The sequence below is a fragment of the Paenibacillus sp. AK002 genome (genome assembly GCF_053903045.1).
Window position 1 is genome coordinate 4,256,753 of the sequence record NZ_CP096377.1, and the last position, 18,380, is coordinate 4,275,132.

Below are 18,380 nucleotides of genomic sequence, written 5' to 3' on the forward strand. Positions count from 1 at the left end.
GTTCTGTCCCTCTTTAAATAGTAGTTGATATTGAGGTGCGACTGCAACTTTAGTGCAATAACGTCAAAAAGACGCCGCAACTACAAACGTTGCAGGCGTCTTTATCTTATGCTTATTCATTCCAATCATTGCGGCAAGGATTAAGCCGCTAAATCAACCTGGAATCAGGAGGACAATCCAGCAAAAATCTGGCTCAATTTTGCAGCAGCTTCGATCTCCAAGGCCTTGATCTCCTCTACCAGCGATATCGCCGTTGCTGCTTGTTCTGCCGAATTAGGCTCGCCCCCCTTCGGAAATGGAAACATCCCATGCAAAACGGTGAACTTCTTGCAAATCTCCGTATACAGCGCAGCGGCATCTTCGAATGATGTCGTCAGATCCGGCCCGTCCTCCATGGCTTTCGGCCAGGCGGTCACCAGTTCCTTGAAGAACTCGGCGGCATAGTACCGTGCGTCCCGCAGCACTTCGATATTGTAAGCATGACCATTCGGCTCTATTTCACGACCATGCAGCGATTCTATCCAAGCATCGTAGGCCGCAATTCCCTTCACAGCCGTCGGCACCGCATTTTCCTTTCCTTCATATAACGCGGTGGCGGTTTCCAGTGCCAGTCGCAGCTGCTGCCGAAGCGTCAAATCCACGGAACCCTCAATCGCCAGGACGAATATTTCTTCCAAGACGCTCTTGCCTAGATTTTCGTATGGCAGCGTATCAACTCTTCCGCACTCCTCCGCATATAAGGTTCTCGTCTCGTCATCGTACCCGTACAGCGTTCCGAACTCCGGAAAGAAAATATCCCAGGCCAGGACGGGATATCCGCGATCCACTGAGGCATGGATCAAATCAAGGGCTCTTGGCAGCTCTTGATGAATGCTGCGTTTATTCATCGCTCCCTTTTCCATAAGGGCAGGATCCAGCAGATTGGCGTTTGTCCCGATGCCGTCCGACATGCCGTCGACGAATTTGGAATGGAAGCCGATATTATGAAGGCCGCGGGATAAAGATTCGCCGAAAAAATAGGCGGTCGGGCCCGCGATATGGACATCATTCGGTATGATATTGATCCGGAATGCATGCCCAGTCAGCCCCATGACCATTGGCAGCGATAGCTTGCGGTCTGTAAACTGAAGCATTTTGTACGTGGCGTCCGCTGCGGATGTCCAGGTTTTGGTTTCCTTCATCGGTCCTTCGTAAGGCAATATGTTCTTCTTCATAATTCCCAAGTCCCTTCTCGTCTTAATATAAGAGTCAACGGTAACGCGGATTTTTTCTTGGATCACTTTTTTCCGTGATCTCGAAATAATCTGATACACATTGGCCGAAGAGAGCTGAAACAAGTCGGCAATTTCCTGCGGGGACAGCTGATCGAAAAAATGGGATTCGAAAATAAGCCTTTCGCGCGGCTTCAGGCATTGAATGATGCCGGTTAAAGCACGCAGCGTTTCCTGCTGCACGATGCGCTCCTCCGGTACGTTATAACCCGAGGCCGCTTCGCTTGCGGAATGGTTGAGCCTGCCCAGAATGCTGTCCAGATCGTTCCATTGCTCCAGACTCCCTGAACCGTTGACTCTTCCCATGCCTTCTAGCTCGGTGAATGTCTGCTCTTTGCACGCGGAGCTCCCTTTAAGGCGGGTATAGGCCTGATTCCGGACGATGCGGTGCATCCATGGAAGGAACCGCCGGGCATCCACCAATTTGCCAAGATGCATGAATGCTCGGATCAGGGCATCCTGCACCACGTCTTCTGCTAAGTAAGACTCCCGCGTTATCGCTCTGGCATAGCCATACACCTTGGAGCGATGGCGCCGAACAAGCTCCCCGAATGCTTCCCGTTCCCCTGCCTGCGAGTATTTCACCAGCTCGTCATCTTCCATCTCATCCCATTGAATCGCTAAGTCTGCAGTCGTTTCCAATTGCTCGAACCCTCTTTCGTATCGTTGACTACTTATATGACTTGAGAAGATCGTCATTTCTGACAATATCACCCGAGAAATATTATAGCTTTTTTTGCATTTGAAGCGACAAAAAAACGTCCCAAGCTGACCTGCACCCTCGGTCGCTTGGAACGTTTTCCGGCTTTTCACGCTTATATGGCATCCGCGGCGGCCTGTTGAGCCTCCCGGCGAAAATGTCCCGGTTCAGGACGCGTTAGGCCCAGATGCTCCCTCAGTGTATTGCCGCTGTATTCGGAACGGAACAGGCCCCGTTCTTGCAGCACCGGGATAACCGCATCCACGAACTCGTCCAGATCTCCCGGCAGCACCGGAGGCATGATATTAAATCCGTCGCAGGCATAACCTTCGAACCAATCCTGCATCATGTCGGCCAGCTGCTCGGGTGTCCCGACAAATGGCATATGACCTCTCGAGGTCAGTATCTTCCTCCCTAACTCTAAGATCGACAGATTATCCTGATAAGCCATGTCCATATATAATTGGACCCGGCTTTTCATGCCGTTGGAGGCGGCCACGGGGTCCGGGATGTTTCTTGGCAGCGGCTGGTCCAGCGGATAACCGCTCAGGTCGTAATTCAGGAACCCGGACAGAACGGCGATCGCCGAAGCTGGCGGAATCAATTCCAGCAGCTCGTGCGCTTTGCGCCGTGCCTCCTCCTCGGTTGAGCCGATGACAGGCGACAGGCCCGGCATGATTTTCAGGCTTCCGCTTGCTCTTCCATAATGGGACAGCTTCGAGTGCACGCTGGCGTAAAAAGCCTGCGCTGCCTTCTTGGACTGCTGTGCCGTAAAGATGACCTCGCCATATTGGGCGGCAAAGTCCTGTCCCGGACCGGAAGAACCGGCCTGTATCAGGACGGGGTAGCCTTGCGGCGGCCTCGGAACGTTCAGCGGGCCTTTCGTGGAATACCATTGCCCGTTAAAGTCCACGGGACGCACCTTCGCTCCATCGGCAAAATTCCCGGACTCCCGATCCAGCACAAGGGCATCGTCTTCCCAGCTGTCCCATAACCGGGTAACCGCTTCAACAAACTCGCGTGCCATTTCGTAACGCAAGCCATGCTCCGGGTGCTTCGGCTTGCCGTAATTGTGGGCTTCGATGTCCAGCTGGGACGTCACGATGTTCCAGCCCGCTCTTCCCCCGCTGATCCAATCGAGAGAAGCAAATTTCCGAGCCACGTTATACGGTTCATTGTACGTTGTGGAGACCGTGGCGGTCAGCCCCAATTTGTCCGTCACGGCGGAGAGTGCGGATAACAGCGTTAACGGGTCCAGCATGCCGGAAGCGGAATTTTCGACCTGGGTCACGTACAGCAAATCGGCAAAAAACATCATGTCGAACTTTCCCCGCTCTGCCGTGGCTGCCAGCTGCTTATACAGCTCAATGCCAAACATGCCCTCCACGTCCGAGGTTGGATGACGCCACCCGGCGTGATGATGTCCAGCATAATAGATAAACGCTCCCAAGTGCATCTGATGAGCTCTGCGGTTGGTTGTCCCCATCTTCGTACCACTCCTGTTCATATAAAATAGTCAGCCAACCATCCTTGATCAGCCCTTATATGTCTCTCTCCAGCCCAGCAGCCTGGATTCCAGCCGGCGTACAACGGAATCGGACAGCTTGCCCACGACCGCAAAAATAATAATGCCTACAAACACAATGTCCGTTTGGGAATAGGCTCGGGCGTCTTGAATCATGTATCCGATGCCCGCGCTGGTCCCCATCATCTCCGCTACGACCAGTACAAGCCAGGAAACGCCGAGCGACAGGCGGATGCCAAGCAGGATGTTCGGCAGTGCAGCCGGTACGATCAACCGGATCAGCAGCTGCAGTTTGGAATATTGAAAGATCCTCGATACTTCATAAAGCTTTGCATCCACGCTGCGAATGCCAAGGAAGGTATTCACATAGATCGGGAAAAAGGCTCCGAGGGAAATCATGAGAATCTTCGAGAATTCCCCGATGCCGAACCATAGAATAAACAGCGGAATCAGCGATAAAAGCGGCACGGTACGCAGCATTTGAAATGAAGGGTCCAGCGTACGCTCTGCCATTTTGCCAAGCCCCGTGGACAATCCCAGAGCCAGCCCCGTCAAGCCGCCCAGCAAAAAGCCCGATAGCGCTCGAAGGAGACTGATCCGAAAATGCTCCCACAGCTCGCCGCTGGCCCCCAAACTCGCGAATTGCTTGGCTATCGTAAGCGGCGTAGGCAGCAGGGACGCCGAAATCCAGCCAAATCCGCCGGCTGCCTGCCATAAAGCCAAGACCGCTGCGGGCACAAGCCAGGCATGGAGGGGCTTTGGAATGGCCTTCAGCCAGTCCCGCCCCCCTGTTTCTGAGGTGGCTGCATGACTTCTCATGATGGGTCGCCTCCCTTATAGCTGTCCTGCCAACGCAAAAGTCTGCCTTCGAGCCCTTTGACGAGGGAATCCGACAGCTTCCCGACGAGCGCAAACACCAAAATTCCGACGAAGACCACCGTGGTCCAGGAGAAGGAACGCGCGTCATTGATGATATAACCGATGCCGGAACTGGAACCCATCAGCTCCGCCACAACCAGGCCAAGCCATGCCACCCCGATCGAGAGGCGGATGCCGAGGAAAATATGGGGCAGCGAAGCGGGAACGATCAGCCTGCGGATCATATCCCAACGGCTGAATTGCAGGACGCGGGCTACGTCAAACAGCCTGTTGTCAACGGAGCGAATGCCGAGGAATGTGTTCACGTAGAGCGGAAAGAACGAGCCCTTGGCAATAAGCAGGATTTTCGAGGTTTCCCCGAAACCGAACCATAGGATGAACAGCGGCGCAATGGCCAGATGGGGAAGCGTCCGCAGCATTTGCAAGGGAGGATCGACAAGCCGCTCGGCCTTGTACGAGAAACCAACCCATATCCCCGCGGCCAAACCGAGGCTGCCGCCGAGCAGAAACCCGAGCAGCGCTCTCCAGGATGAAATGCCCAGATGCCGAATCAGCTCGCCTGAGCTTGTTAAATGAACGAATTCCTTCCAGATATCGAGTGGAGTCGGAAGCAGGATCGGATTGAGCCAACCCATGGCCCCAGCCGCCTGCCACACGATGATGATAAAGAGCGGAACAAGCCAGCCGATCCATGCATGGGTAAGTTTAAACAGGAACCTGCGGTCAATCCGCTTATGACGGAGACGGGTTTCGACGGGGTCGGCGGTCACGACAACCGCCCCTTTGCTGATCCCTTCCGGGAGCATAAGCGCTACCTCCTTTCAATTTCAGATGATGTGCCGCTTATTGGGTTGCAGCCTCAATATACTGATTATCAAACACGTCTTTGACCTGGATTTTTTTGCGGATCGTTTTTTGCTCGAATTGGAAGTCGGCGGTTTTCTGCTGCTCCGCGATGATGTCATCCGTTACGGGAATGTTGATCGACCTTGAACGGTCAAACGTGCCTTGAATGACTTCCTGCGGGATGCCGCGCTCATCGGCATAACGTTTAATCGCCTCCGCTTCGTTTTCTTTCTCCCAGGCGAGAGTTTTGTTCAGCACGGTCAGATAGAGCGTGACCAGATCCGGATATTGATCGGCAAAATCCTTCCGCACGATATTGAACGAAGGCGACAGGACGCCAAGCTGCTCGCCGTCCGCCAATACGTTGCCTTTGCCTGTCAGCGTGTTCAAGGTAATGTACGGGTCCCAGGTTGCCCAAGCATCGACGCCGCCCGATTCGAATGCAGGCTGGGCTTCGTCGGGCTGAAGCTGAATGATTTCGATGTCGGATACCTTGAGTCCTTGATCCGCCAATCCCCGGTACAAAAAGTTAAAGGCATTGCTCCCTTTGGTTACCGCTACCTTCTTTCCCTTCAGATCACTGAGGGTCTGCGCAGGGCTGTCCGGCGGCACGATGATGGCCACATTCTTCTGGCCGTGCAAGCTCTGGGAGATGACCTTAAACGGAATATCGGCCGCCTGGGCGGCGATAATCGGCATATTGCCAAGCCCCGCAAAGTCCAGACGATTCGAAGCCATCGCTTCGGTCATGGGAGGACCGCTCTGAAACTCTGCCCACTCCACCTTGACGCCTAGCTTGCCGAACTCCTCCTCGAACCATCTCTCCTCGCGCGCCTTGCCAAACAAACCGCCGCTTCCCTGGACCCCGAGCCGTACGGTCAAATCTGTGTATTTGCCGTCTGCTCCCTTCTTAACGGCTCCAGCCGCGGGCTGGCTGTTTGCTCCGGCGCAGCCGGATGCGAAGACGGAAAGGATAAGCAATAGCATAATGGCGACGTTCTTTTTCTTTGTATGCATGATCAGATTCTCTCCTCTGTTCTCTATCGTTCATTTGGTTTGACGCTCGATAACCCTGGACCGATTAAATTCCTGCACCGGTATCGAACTCCGGTTCTTCCACTTTCTCGAACTCTCGCAGCACTTTGGTTCGCAGCTCCTGGAAGGAGGATCCGGTCCGTTTCCGCGGAAACGGCAGATCGATCGGCAGGATGGAACGAATATGGCCCGGTCTCGGGTTCATAATGACGACCCGCTCGCCAAGAAACACAGCCTCATCCAGATCATGGGTAACAAAGAGCATGGTCGTGCGGTTATTTTGCCAGATGTCCAGCAGCACCTCCTGCATATGGGAGCGAGTGAACGCATCCAGCGCGCCAAAAGGTTCATCCAGCAGCAGCACGTCCGGATTCCGCAGCAGCGCCCTGGCGATGGCTACCCGCTGGGCCATCCCTCCCGACAGCTCCCTGGGATATGCCTTCTCAAAGCCTTTCAGCCGAACGAGCTCAATGAATTCATCCACCTTTTTGCGGACGTCCTTCTGCTTCAGCGATAAATTGCCTGCGATATTTTTCTCCACCGTCAGCCATGGAAACAAGCGCGGCTCTTGAAAAATGAACCCCTTCTCGATGCTTGGGCCCGATATCGGCTTGTCATTCAGCAGGACGCTTCCCTCGTACGATGTATCCAGGCCCGCAACGATTTTGAGCAAGGTGCTCTTCCCGCAGCCGCTCGGTCCGATCAATGTGATGAATTCCCCCTTACGAACCCGCAAGTCAATGCCTTTCAGCGCCGTAACACTCCCTGTCGGTGCTTGAAAAATTTTGTTAACCTGTTGAATAATCAATGTTTCTGCTGACATTTGCCTCACCATCCCGTATTATAATTATTCACACCTGTTTACTTGGTTAATGATGAAAAAAAAAGAGATATCACGCTGGTCAAAGTACGCTCAACCGTCGTACTTGTTCCTTCGCGTGATATCTCCAGTTATCTGGTCGATAATCTTGGTATTCATTTGGTATGCCGTTATATTACAACTGCTGGTAATGGTTGTCAAACCTTTTTTTCGTTCCCTGCTAACAGGTTTGTCAGAATATATTCACCTTCAGCAATGGACAAATACTGCCCAATAATGCGACAATATACTCTGCATGTCATATCTTATATAGTAAGAATAACGAAATTGGCACCATTACGCTTATAAAAGCAACATTGCACCTATAGGAAGGGAACGAAAGCATGGCTCAATTATTTTTCAAGTATGGCTCCATGAACAGTGGCAAATCCATCGAGATTTTGAAAGTCGCCCATAACTACGAAGAACAGAACAAACCGGTCCTTCTCTTTACGTCCGCTATCGATGACCGGGATGCCGTCGGTTATGTATCGTCGCGAATCGGCCTGCGCCGTGAAGCGATACCTATATCCGATACGACCGATATCTACGGGATCGTGAAGGATCATCAGCCGAAGCCCTACTGCGTTCTTGTTGACGAATGCCAGTTCCTGTCCAAGGACAGCATCCTCCAGCTCGTTCGGATCGTCGATGAGCTTAACGTGCCTGTCATGGGCTTCGGACTAAAGAACGACTTCCGCAACGAGCTGTTTGAAGGCAGCCGCTGGATGCTGATTTACGCCGATAAAATCGAGGAAATGAAGACGATCTGCTGGTTCTGCGAGCGCAAAGCGATCATGAACCTTCGCGTCATCGACGGCAAGCCCGTCTATGCCGGCGAACAGATCCTGATCGGCGGGAATGATACCTACTTCCCTGTCTGCCGCAAATGCCATACCAATCCCCCTTTAGCATAAGACGTTATCGCAATCAAACCACCTTTTTACGTTAGGAGTTGGTCATCCATGCCGATCGTCAGACCGTTATTGACCGACCAGGACTTTCAGGAAGTCATGGAGCAGCAGATCCGTATACGCATCTTCAAGGATAATCATTTGATTGATTCGGGGAGTCTTGTCATCCGTTTCACCGACGATACCGTCATTACGCAATCCAGCGTCAGTTCGCTCGGCTATCACAAGCGGGACGAATGCGAGTTTTTTGAAGTACGGAAGTGATCCGCCGGATTGCCGAACACGAAAACAGCGGCCCTCTGCAGAACCAAATCTGCAGAGGGCCGCCGCTTGTTAATAAGCATATCAAAACGATAGCGTAATCGTGTCCCTAATGAATATCGGACTTTGCCATGCTTCCGCCCAGCACGTCCGCTACATTTTGGATCGATATAAATGCGTTCTTGTCAATCTCCTGCACCACGGTCTTCAGCTTCGCAATCTCCAGCCTGGTGATGACGCAATAAATCATCTGCGTGTCCTCTTTCGAATATCCGCCCTTGGCATAGATCATGGTCGTGCTGCGTCCCAGACGCTGCATGATGGCACTCGAAATTTCCTCATATTCGTTGGATATAATCGTAACGGATTTGGACTCGTCCAAGCCCTCTACCACAATATCCATTACTTTTGCCGCTATGTAGTATGAGAAGATCGAATACATCGCCGAATCTGCACCGAATACAAACCCTGCGGTAATGAAGATAAAGACGTTGATGATCATGATGATCTGACCGACCGGCATTCGCAGCTTCTTGGACAGCAGGATGGCTACGATCTCCGTCCCGTCAAGCGCACCGCCGTAACGGATGACGAGACCGACCCCGAGGCCCAGGACCAATCCGCCGAATAATACCGCCAAAATCTTCTCGTTCGTAAACGGATCTACATGATGCAGGAAGGTTGTCGCTACCGACAGCACCACGATCCCGTACAGCGTGGAAAACGCAAACGTTTTGCCAATCTGCTTGTAGCCGATAAACAGAAACGGTAAGTTGATGATAAACAGGAATACCCCCAATTTGATGGGCGTAATCGATGATAATACGATGGAAATACCGGTAATTCCACCATCGATGATTTCATTGGGCACCAGGAAGATCTCAAGCGCCACGGCCATCAGAATTGCACCGACGGTGATAAAGATGAACCGTTTCAAAATTTCGCCGACTGTCAGTTTTTTGTGATTTTTGACCATGCCATTCTCCTTTTGTATCATTTTTCACACGATAAAGCCTGTCGAAGAACCATTGTATTAAAAAAAGGAATGGCGTGTCAATGTTGACACACCATGTCACATGGATCTTTCAGACCATGGTCGGGTTCCCCGGACTAAGGAGTACAGTCCCGCCCCATCAACCTTTCGATCTATTCCTGACCCATCGCTGCGGGGCATGACCGAATCGACTGGAACCAGGTAGGGCCAATACTTGCAATTTATAATATTGATTCCGGTTATGCTATAATATATTCCATCCGCGATCGACGAGAAAATACATAATTTTACCCCAGGCAGGGAGAGGATTTACTCATCATGTTGGAATGGCTTCAGAACGTGTGGACCCATATGAAAGAAATTGACATGGATCAAGTGCAGGGATGGCTGCAGCAGTACTCGCGGCTGGGTCCCATTCCGGGTATTTTGCTTCCATTTATAGAGGCGTTTCTCCCCTTTCTGCCCCTCATCGTCCTGGTGATGGGAAACTCCGCAGCTTATGGTTTATGGTGGGGATTCCTGCTGTCCTGGATCGGCGTTTGCCTTGGATCCGTCACGGTGTTTTGGATCGTTCGCAAGCTGGGAGGCAAACTGGGATTGCTTATACAAAAAAGAATGCCGGGATCCCAGCGTTTCTTCCATTGGATTGAAGATAAGGGCTTTACGCCGATCTTCATCCTGTACTGCTTTCCCTTTACGCCTTCCTCGCTGATCAATATCGCATCCGGCATTAGCACGGTATCGGCTACAACGTTCACGATCGCCGTTATGGCAGGCAAATCCGTGATGATCTTCATGGTGGCATTCATTGGACATGACTGGCAGGCCTTTATCCAGCAGCCTTGGCGCATTCTTATCGCGGCCGTCGTCCTCTGGCTGTTGTGGCTGGCCGGCAAAAAGATGGAAAACCGTTACCATCACGATGATCAGCCCGGAAGCGTCGTCATCAGCAGTAAAAAGAAGAAGCGTTAGATGTTTAACAAGAAGACCCGCCGGTCCCGATTGCTGGGATGGGCGGGTCTTGTTATTTATGGGCGTGCTATGTTGGAAATCATCATGTTCACTCCAATACGTATGACGCCAGTTTATGTACCGTCTCAAAGCCCGAACGTTGATACAGCTGGAGCGCCCCTGCATTGTCCTGGTCCACGCATAGCGAGATTTCTTCCAGCTGCAGGACCTGGAACAAATAATGGAGCGCTTGATCAAGCAGGATCCGGCCATAGCCTTTGCGCCGAAAATGTTCGGATACCGCGATGTACTCTATATTTCCTTCCTGAAATTCAGGGTTTCCCTCCACATACACATACCCGGCGAAACGGCCTTCTTCCGTAAGTATGAAGAGCCGGTGATCCTCATCCAGCTTCTGCAAAATAGACTCCGAGCCGAGATAGGTATTCGGGAAGGCCTTGCCATGCAGATCCGCGAACTCATCCCAATACTCGGGCGTGATATCCTGCAATTCAGACGCGGCATTCGTTAACAAGGTGGATTTTTGGATTCTCAGTACATGATGCACACCTGTCTTTCTTCCCCCTTTGTCCTCCATAAACCTCGCAGCGGACAGATGAGCTGCATTATAAAATCCGAAATAGCGTGTTACATCGCCATTCAGCTTCGTTGTTCCTTCAACCCATAGCTCCTTCGCCAATCGATGCCAAAGCTCGCCTTGTGCATCGATAAAAGGTCCCCATATCTCAGCAGTTCCCTCTTCTTCGTCCACATCGAATCCCAATGCGCCTACCATCTGATCTTGATCATAGATCACGGTAAATCGCTGGCTGTTCAGCCGGCCATTTTCCGAAAAATCTTCCAGCAGCGTGCTATAAATCTCCCCTTCCTGTTCGCCGCAATATCCGACATGATGATGACGATCCCCGTTCATTCGGGCAAGAAAGGAAGACAGCTCTCTTAATTTCGTTTGATCTGTATCCAATACCATCTGTACACATTCTCCTTGTTCAGGATCAGCTTTCCTAGCGTGATATCCAACCACTCCGCGAACCCGTTTTGGTCAATTTTACCACAAAAATGATGTCCGTGAGCCAAGCATGAAACCAGAAATGGGCTTCCCATATGCTTGGAAAGCCCATCTCATCTTCTCGATTATTCATCGGGACCTTGTTTACGGTTCGCGGTCATCCTTTCTCGGAATGTTCGGCCTTCCGGGAATCGCGCATGCGTTCACGTTCGCGCTTGAGAGCAGGCTTCAGGTCATCATGAACGCTTTTCTCCCACATGGAGACGCCGGACCGGTAAGCCGCCCTCCCGTTCAAGTGGCCTGCAACCGGACCCGTAATGAATACGAACACGATCCCCAGCAGCAGCTTCGCGCTGACATGTTCCAAGTAAAAGGTGAAATATAGAAATGCGCCCGCAAGAATAAAGAGGACGCCAAGGGTAGCGCTCTTCGTGGCTGCGTGGGATCTCATGTACACATCCGGCAGGCGAATCAGGCCGAATGCGCTCAATGCGCCGAGTAAAGCTCCGAGCAGCACCATCAGCGCAATCAGAAACTCACCGATCTGACTCATCGTTTGTGCGTTCAATGACGTCACCCCTTTCGATATATCTGGCGAGTGCGGTCGTTCCGATAAACGTTAGAATTCCGATCAGCAATATGATGTCGAAATAGACCGTTGTCCGGAAGAGCATGCATAACACGGCGATCATGGACAACAGGATGATTCCGATCGTATCGAGCGACATGATCCGGTCGTTCATGGAGGGTCCCTTGATCAAGCGATACAAGCAGCCCAGGATGGCAAGCGACAAAATCACCAGCGAAGCAATCAGCATGCTCTGGATCATGTGCGGGTCACCTCCTTGATCGCCCGTTCGAAGGTACCGCGAATCTGATTCGACAGCTCTTCGACGTCCTCGATATCCATCGCATGAATGTAAAGCGTCTGACCATCGCGCGACACTTCCAGGGTAAGCGTTCCTGGCGTCAAGCAGATCAGGCACGATAGCACCGTGATCTCCCAATCGGTTTTCAGCTCCGTGGAGTAAGCGAAGATGCCGGGACGAACGTTCAGCTTCGGTCTTATGATCTGACCGATGACCGTGACGCTCGATTTAAACAGTTCGCTTAGAAACAGGAGCAGCAGCATCAGGATGGACCACAGCTTGCGCAAATAGAAGTCGTTCGGCCAGAAGCGCCGCAGCATATAAATGAGCAAGATGCCGATCAGGTACCCAACAATGAATTGCTGGGGAGACCAGTTGCTGTTCAGGAACATCCAGACAATGGCAATGATGATATTCAACAGGATTTGATGGCCCATATCCACTACTCCTTTAATACGGCTTGAATGTATAGTGACGGATCGGATAATACGGCGCCTGCTTGGGAGGTATAGGTATATACCCATTCTGAACCGACTCCCAGGACAATCACTATGATCGCAAGCCCGATCGCTCCCGCATAAGCGGTCCGATGGATTCTGACCGGCCGCGATTCGTTAGGCCCTGGCGATTCGCCCCAGAATGCTCCCATAAACACTTTGATCAGGGAGTAGAGCACCGCCAGGCTTGATGCCAGCGCCAATCCCGTCAGCGCATAATGCCCCTCGCTCAGTCCGCCGCGAACGATAAGGACCTTGCCAAGGAATCCGCTAAGCGGCGGGATGCCGACCAGCGCCAGCGCCACGATGAAGAACATCCACCCCACCAGGGGATGCCGCTTCATCAGGCCGCCCATATCGCTCAGCTTGCTCGCGCCCGCGCTCGCCATGATGATGCCGCCCAGAATAAAGAGCAGCGCCTTAGCGATCATATCATGCATCAAATAGAACACGGCTCCGTTTAAGGAATCGGAGGAGGCCACTGCTACACCAAAGGCGATGAAGCCCACGCTAATGATGATGTTGTAATTCAGGATGCGTCCGAGATCCTTATACGCAACCGCGCCCATGCTGCCCAGAACGAGCGTGGCCGCAGCCATCCAGCCGATGACGGCGTGAATGTTGCCGGTATCGTGATGGAAGATCAGCGTAAAGGTTCGGATAATCGCATATAACCCGACCTTCGTCAGCAGGGCGCCGAACAGAGCCGTTACGGCCGCCGGAGGTGCGCTGTAGGAACCGGGCAGCCAGAAGAACAGGAACAAGCCCGCCTTCAGTGCGAATACGATCAGGAACAAAAGGCCAATGACCGACAATATTCCGTCCTGCTGCACTTCACCCACGCGCAGGGACAGATGCGCCATGTTCAGCGTGCCGACCGTGCCGTATAAATAAGCTACGGCTGCAACAAACAAGGTGGATGAAATAATGTTAATCAGCATGTACTTCAAGGTTTCCCTCAGCTGCCGCTTGGTTCCGCCCAGAACGATCAGCGCATAGGAAGCGATCAGCATGACCTCAAAGCAGACAAACAGGTTGAACAGATCCCCCGTCAGAAACGATCCGATCACGCCGGCCAGCAAAAATTGAAAAAAGGGATAGAAGTAATGCTTCTCTCTCTCTTCCCCGATGCTCCGAAAAGCATAGAACAGGCAGGCTGCGGCAACGATCAGCGTCGTAAACACCAGCAGTGCCGCCAGCATATCCGCCACGAACACGATCCCGTACGGCGGCTGCCATCCGCCCATATGAAGCGTCTGGATGCCTTCGTTATTCACTTGGTTGACGATGAACAGGGCGCCAAGCAGGTTGATTAGAATACTAACCGCACTGATCCACCGCTGCGCGCGGACGTATTTGGAACAGAAAATAAGAATGACGGCCGTAACCAAAGGAATCAGGAGCGGAAGCACAATCACGTTATTCATCGTCCGTCCCCCTTAACTCCTCCATGTTGTCCGTGCCCAAGCGTTGATATGCTTTATAAGCCAGTACGAAAAAGAACGACGTGACGCCAAAGCTGATGACGATGGACGTCAGTATCAATGCTTGCGGAACCGGATCAACGTAAGAGGAAGCCTCCTCGCCAAGCAGCGGGGCAGCCCCGGTCTTCAGCCTTGACATGGTGAGCAGCAGCAGATGGACGCCGTGGGTTAACAGCGACGTGCCGAGAATGATCCGCAGCAGGCTTTTGGATAAGATCTGGTAGATCCCAACCGCGAAAATAATTCCAATGGCAAGCGACATATATAGTTCCATGGTCAGTTATCCCTCCCGATCGAATTGATGATGGTCATCGTCACGCCGACTACGGCCAAATAAACGCCGAGGTCGAAGAGAACCGCAGTAGCCAGCTCCGTTTTCCCGAGAAGCGGCAGGTTGAAATAACCGAAGGAATGACTTAAGAACGGTGCGTTAAAGGCAAAGGAGCCGATCCCCGTAAGCAGGGCGATGGCAAGCCCCGCCGCCGTAACCTTTCGGAACTCGAAGGGCACGATCTTGCGGGTCATATCCATGCCGAAAGCCATGGATAACAGAACCAGTGCCGCAGAGGTCATCAGACCTCCGATAAATCCGCCGCCCGGCTCATGGTGCCCCGAGTTGAACAGGAACCAGGAGAAGGTTACCACGATAAAGATAACCACCTTGGATACGGTTCGAAGAATGACATCATTGCTGTTGGGCAGATATGCCCCTTCATAACGATCCCGCTCTCCCAGAATCCCTTCTCCCAAATCGATTTTGATCAAGGCATAAATTCCAAGGGATGCAATGCCCAGAACCGTGATTTCAAGCAGGGTATCAAAGCCGCGGAAATCCACCAGAATGACGTTGACGATATTTTTGCCGCCGGCGGAGCGATAGCTTTCTTGAATGAAGTAATCCGCGATGGAGTCGAAAGTCCTGCCGCTGCTCGCCGCCAGGGCGATCAAGGTCACGACAGCACCGACGCCTGCCGAAATAAGCAGATTTCTCCATTTCAAGCTCATCGGCACCTTCTCCCGCTTCAGCTTCGGCAGATGATAGAAACAGAGCAGGAACAGCATCACGGATACCGTCTCGACGACCATCTGGGTCAGCGCCAAATCCGGCGCCCGGAACAGGACGAAGAACAGAGTCACCATGTAACCGGCAGCACCGGTCAATATGATCGCCATCAGTCGCGTCCGGACGAACGGCAGCGCGATGACCGGAATGACCAGGCCGAGTATGGCAACGGCCTCATAGAAGGACATCGGCGCGTAAGCGGTCCTATCAAACCCGATATTGTCGACCAGCAGAAGCCCCCCGCCAAGAACGGCTATAAAAAAAACGAAAATATACATCACGTAATGACGGAGAGAGCCTGTCATGTAGGTTGAGGTCAGCGTTTCGCCGCCTCTTTCGAGGACTCGCAATCCCCCGTCATACAGCTTGTTCCATGTCCATCGCTTCGTCAGCGATGTATTCAATATTCGAGCTCTGCCGTGAAGCTTATACAGCACGGTACCGAGAACAATGATGCCGATGGTCATGAAAATCTCCGTCGTCCAGCCGTGCCACATTTCGATGTGTACGTGAAAACGATCCTCCGCCCCAAGCAGCCCTGGATGAATCGCGGCCATCGCCGGTTCGATGAGCGTTTGGGACAACAGGTTCGGAAACAAGCCGAACACGATGGCGAGCGATGCCAGAATGACCGGGGGAATCAGCATTCCCAGCGGAGCTTCGTGCGGCTTCTTCTCCAGCTTTTCAGGCTGGAAGCGTCCGGTGAAGGTTTTGAAGACCAGGATCATGCTGTACAGGAACGTAAACACGCTGGCAATCCAGGCGACGACCGGGATCAGTATGCCCCAGGTCTCTGCATTCCAGAAATTCATGTCTGAGGCCTGAAGGACCGCCGTAAAGAACATCTCTTTACTCAAGAATCCGTTGAACGGAGGCAACCCGGCCATGGAAAAAGCCCCTATGACCGCCACGGTAAACGTAATCGGCATGAGCGACATCAGCCCGCCGAGCTTCCGCAGATCCCGGGTGCCCGTCTCATGGTCCACGATGCCGACGACCATAAACAAGGCGCCCTTGAATATGGCATGATTCATCAGATGAAAGATGGCCGCCGTCGTCGCTTTCGCGTAGAGCAGCGTGTCCACGCCGTCTCCATAATAAGCGGCGGCAGAGCCCAGGCCGAGCAAGCTCATGATCAGCCCCAATTGGCTGATGGTGGAGAATGCCAGCAGCGCTTTTAGATCCGTCTGCTTGATCGCGCGGATCGAAGCATAAATCAGCGTGGTCAAGCCCGTTATCGCTACGATCCAGAACCAGGACGCCTGCCCGGCAAACACCGGACTAAACCTGGCCACCAAATAGATCCCGGCCTTCACCATGGTCGCGGAGTGCAGATAAGCACTTACCGGGGTCGGTGCTTCCATCGCATCCGGCAGCCAGATATGGAACGGAAACTGCGCGGACTTGGTGAAGGCCCCGAGCAGGATCAGAATCATGGCCGGAATAAACATCGCATCTCCGGCAATGCTCCCTACATCGGCGACGATCTCCCGTACGCTAAAGGTGCCTGTCATGGCATAAAGCAGGATAAACCCCGCGAACATGGCAAGTCCGCCGAATACGGTGATGAGCATGGATTTCAAGGCTCCGTATCTGGAGCGGTCCCGATGATGCCAGAATGCAATCAGCAGGAAGGACGAGATACTGGTCAGTTCCCAGAAGCCGTACAGCACCATCAGATTATCGGAGAGCACGACACCCAGCATGGCGCCCATGAACAGAAGCAGGTACACATAGAATCTGTGGACCGCTTCCTTGTTTTTATCCATATAAAAGATAGAGTACAGGACAACGAGGGAACCAATGCCGGATATTAATAGTGCAAAAATCAAGCTTAATCCATCCAAATAAACGGTAAAGTTTATTCCCGCGCTTGGGATCCATTCCAGGACGGCTTGGAGCTGTTCACCTCCCTGAATGGTTGGGATAAGTCCCAAAAAATAGGCGAACAGGACAACCGGGACCGGCAAAACCACCCATCCGGTGTGGACGCGGCCGATGAGCTTGTAGGTCAGCATAACCACAAGCGCTACGATAAAAGGTGCCAAAACGGCGATGTGCAGCAAAGACAAAGTCTACTCCTCCTATAGTCCGATTTTTCCTTCATTAGTAGTATTTCCCCATAATTTAGGCATAAGTCCAAAAAAACACAAAAAGAGCCCGCTGTTGGCAGGCTCCTCCAGGTAAAACCATATGGTATTTTTTCGAATCACACTGAAAATCAGTATATCTTGAGATCAAAGCTTTGTCAAAGGGTATGTCGGGGAATGAAGTGGAGGCTCTCGGGAAATTACTGTATGTAAAGGAGTGGTTCCCATGATGATCAAAAAAGCGGCAGTTTGCGCCTTCGTCTTTCTCGTGATATTGACGGCGGCCATCGTGACGAATCTACGCACGCAGTCCGCCTACCTTCAGGAAAACCCGTCAAACGGCGTATATCACATGCAGCATTCCCAAGGAGGATCCCTCTTGTTCTCTCCTCGGGAATACGTGAAAATCATTCGCCATTCACCCGAGACCTTGCCGGATCAGCCTTAAGCTATCGCAGAACCCAATCCGTAGGACTATCCATGAAATTGGATCTCATTATTCTCCTTGCTTCGTTTATTTCTTCGCATCCACCACGAAATGATCAGGATGACGGCCAGCGCCGCAACGATTCCAGCTGCATAATATCCATACCGGTTAATCAGCACGCCAATATGATCGACGACCTGATCGCCGACGAACATGCCCAAAGAAAAATAACCGGTGGTCCACACCAAGGACGCGGTATACGAGTAGATCGCAAACCGGCGATACGGCATTCCCTTCATCCCGACCGCATACGGAGTAACATTGCGCAGGATGGGCAAAAAGGCGCTGATGCATATGGCGTAATTGCCATATTGGCGGGTCAAGCGTTCGGATACATCGAGAAACTGGCGAATCTTCGACTTTTCCCCTACGCGGTTTAACAGCTTGCTGGCGGTAAAGCGGCTAAGCATGAAACCGACCGTCGATCCCGAGCACACGCCGAGAAAGGTCATGATAAAAGACGGGGCCGGCGATAATATCCCGGATGCCGCCAACGCTCCGCCAGTCATGGCCACGACTTCATTCGGCACGGGAAGCCCGACCAATCCCAGGCATAATACAAGGAATAATGCGTAATGCCCGATTTGTTCAATAAAATTCAATAGCGTATCCACGCCCTGGCCCC

The 18,380-nt window shown here is 52.4% G+C and carries 19 protein-coding genes; 4 read left to right on the forward strand and 15 right to left on the reverse strand.

Annotation, left to right across the window (positions count from 1 at the left end):
* Positions 1–164: 164 nt before the first annotated feature.
* The 6 genes from M1D70_RS18715 to M1D70_RS18740 all read right to left on the reverse strand — a co-directional run bounded on the left by M1D70_RS18715 (position 165) and on the right by M1D70_RS18740 (position 7,079).
* Positions 165–1,913: an RNA polymerase sigma factor gene (locus M1D70_RS18715; protein WP_456287641.1), complete on the reverse strand. Its 1,749-nt coding sequence runs from the start codon at positions 1,911–1,913 to the stop codon at positions 165–167.
* Between the two features lie 173 nt (positions 1,914–2,086).
* Positions 2,087–3,457, reverse strand: coding sequence for an LLM class flavin-dependent oxidoreductase (locus M1D70_RS18720; RefSeq protein ID WP_456287642.1), 1,371 nt, complete (start codon positions 3,455–3,457; stop codon positions 2,087–2,089).
* Between the two features lie 48 nt (positions 3,458–3,505).
* Entirely contained in the window at positions 3,506–4,315 is an 810-nt protein-coding gene (locus M1D70_RS18725) for an ABC transporter permease (RefSeq protein ID WP_456287643.1), read from the reverse strand.
* Complete coding sequence (locus M1D70_RS18730) at positions 4,312–5,181, reverse strand: ABC transporter permease (RefSeq protein ID WP_456287644.1); 870 nt, start codon at positions 5,179–5,181, stop codon at positions 4,312–4,314. The genes M1D70_RS18725 and M1D70_RS18730 overlap by 4 nt, the downstream gene beginning before the upstream one ends.
* A 37-nt stretch (positions 5,182–5,218) precedes the next feature.
* On the reverse strand, positions 5,219–6,238 hold the full coding sequence (locus M1D70_RS18735; RefSeq protein ID WP_456287645.1) for an aliphatic sulfonate ABC transporter substrate-binding protein: 1,020 nt from the start codon (positions 6,236–6,238) through the stop codon (positions 5,219–5,221).
* A 64-nt stretch (positions 6,239–6,302) separates the two neighbouring features.
* Positions 6,303–7,079: an ABC transporter ATP-binding protein gene (locus tag M1D70_RS18740; RefSeq protein ID WP_456287646.1), complete on the reverse strand. Its 777-nt coding sequence runs from the start codon at positions 7,077–7,079 to the stop codon at positions 6,303–6,305.
* Between the two features lie 380 nt (positions 7,080–7,459).
* Between M1D70_RS18740 and M1D70_RS18745 the strand changes: the two genes are divergently transcribed.
* Together M1D70_RS18745 and M1D70_RS18750 are read left to right on the forward strand one after the other, a co-directional pair.
* Positions 7,460–8,032, forward strand: a complete 573-nt coding sequence (locus tag M1D70_RS18745) for a thymidine kinase (RefSeq protein WP_009592423.1) — start codon at positions 7,460–7,462, stop codon at positions 8,030–8,032.
* A 48-nt stretch (positions 8,033–8,080) separates the two neighbouring features.
* Complete coding sequence (locus M1D70_RS18750; protein ID WP_009592426.1) at positions 8,081–8,293, forward strand: hypothetical protein; 213 nt, start codon at positions 8,081–8,083, stop codon at positions 8,291–8,293.
* A 106-nt stretch (positions 8,294–8,399) separates the two neighbouring features.
* On the opposite strand, the gene M1D70_RS18755 is transcribed toward M1D70_RS18750, so the two are convergent.
* Positions 8,400–9,266, reverse strand: coding sequence for a YitT family protein (locus M1D70_RS18755; protein ID WP_009592439.1), 867 nt, complete (start codon positions 9,264–9,266; stop codon positions 8,400–8,402).
* A 336-nt stretch (positions 9,267–9,602) separates the two neighbouring features.
* Here M1D70_RS18755 and M1D70_RS18760 point away from each other — a divergent pair, with 336 nt between their 5' ends.
* Positions 9,603–10,256 carry a TVP38/TMEM64 family protein gene (locus M1D70_RS18760; RefSeq protein WP_009592429.1) on the forward strand — a complete coding sequence of 218 codons (654 nt, stop codon included), beginning with the start codon at positions 9,603–9,605 and terminating at the stop codon, positions 10,254–10,256.
* Between the two features lie 88 nt (positions 10,257–10,344).
* Here M1D70_RS18760 and M1D70_RS18765 read toward each other — a convergent pair whose 3' ends face one another.
* From M1D70_RS18765 to M1D70_RS18795, 7 genes are all read right to left on the reverse strand, one after another.
* Positions 10,345–11,226, reverse strand: coding sequence for a GNAT family N-acetyltransferase (locus M1D70_RS18765; protein WP_456287647.1), 882 nt, complete (start codon positions 11,224–11,226; stop codon positions 10,345–10,347).
* Between the two features lie 196 nt (positions 11,227–11,422).
* Positions 11,423–11,818 carry a monovalent cation/H(+) antiporter subunit G gene (mnhG, locus tag M1D70_RS18770; protein WP_015736053.1) on the reverse strand — a complete coding sequence of 132 codons (396 nt, stop codon included), beginning with the start codon at positions 11,816–11,818 and terminating at the stop codon, positions 11,423–11,425.
* On the reverse strand, positions 11,802–12,095 hold the full coding sequence (locus M1D70_RS18775; protein ID WP_009592424.1) for a Na(+)/H(+) antiporter subunit F1: 294 nt from the start codon (positions 12,093–12,095) through the stop codon (positions 11,802–11,804). Before M1D70_RS18775 ends, mnhG begins: the two co-directional genes overlap by 17 nt.
* Positions 12,092–12,571 carry a Na+/H+ antiporter subunit E gene (locus M1D70_RS18780; protein ID WP_456287648.1) on the reverse strand — a complete coding sequence of 160 codons (480 nt, stop codon included), beginning with the start codon at positions 12,569–12,571 and terminating at the stop codon, positions 12,092–12,094. Before M1D70_RS18780 ends, M1D70_RS18775 begins: the two co-directional genes overlap by 4 nt.
* A gap of 5 nt (positions 12,572–12,576) precedes the next feature.
* Positions 12,577–14,058, reverse strand: a complete 1,482-nt coding sequence (locus tag M1D70_RS18785; protein ID WP_456287649.1) for a Na+/H+ antiporter subunit D — start codon at positions 14,056–14,058, stop codon at positions 12,577–12,579.
* Entirely contained in the window at positions 14,051–14,389 is a 339-nt protein-coding gene (locus tag M1D70_RS18790; RefSeq protein WP_009592433.1) for a Na(+)/H(+) antiporter subunit C, read from the reverse strand. Before M1D70_RS18790 ends, M1D70_RS18785 begins: the two co-directional genes overlap by 8 nt.
* A gap of 2 nt (positions 14,390–14,391) precedes the next feature.
* Complete coding sequence (locus M1D70_RS18795; protein WP_456287650.1) at positions 14,392–17,250, reverse strand: Na+/H+ antiporter subunit A; 2,859 nt, start codon at positions 17,248–17,250, stop codon at positions 14,392–14,394.
* A gap of 244 nt (positions 17,251–17,494) precedes the next feature.
* Here M1D70_RS18795 and M1D70_RS18800 point away from each other — a divergent pair, with 244 nt between their 5' ends.
* Positions 17,495–17,716 (forward strand): hypothetical protein, encoded by a 222-nt coding sequence (locus M1D70_RS18800; protein WP_009592432.1) that lies wholly within the window; start codon positions 17,495–17,497, stop codon positions 17,714–17,716.
* Between the two features lie 26 nt (positions 17,717–17,742).
* Here M1D70_RS18800 and M1D70_RS18805 read toward each other — a convergent pair whose 3' ends face one another.
* The gene (locus M1D70_RS18805) at positions 17,743–18,369 is read right to left on the reverse strand and encodes a DedA family protein (protein ID WP_096774310.1); all 627 of its coding nucleotides are present in this window, start codon (positions 18,367–18,369) and stop codon (positions 17,743–17,745) included.
* Positions 18,370–18,380 lie beyond the last annotated feature (11 nt).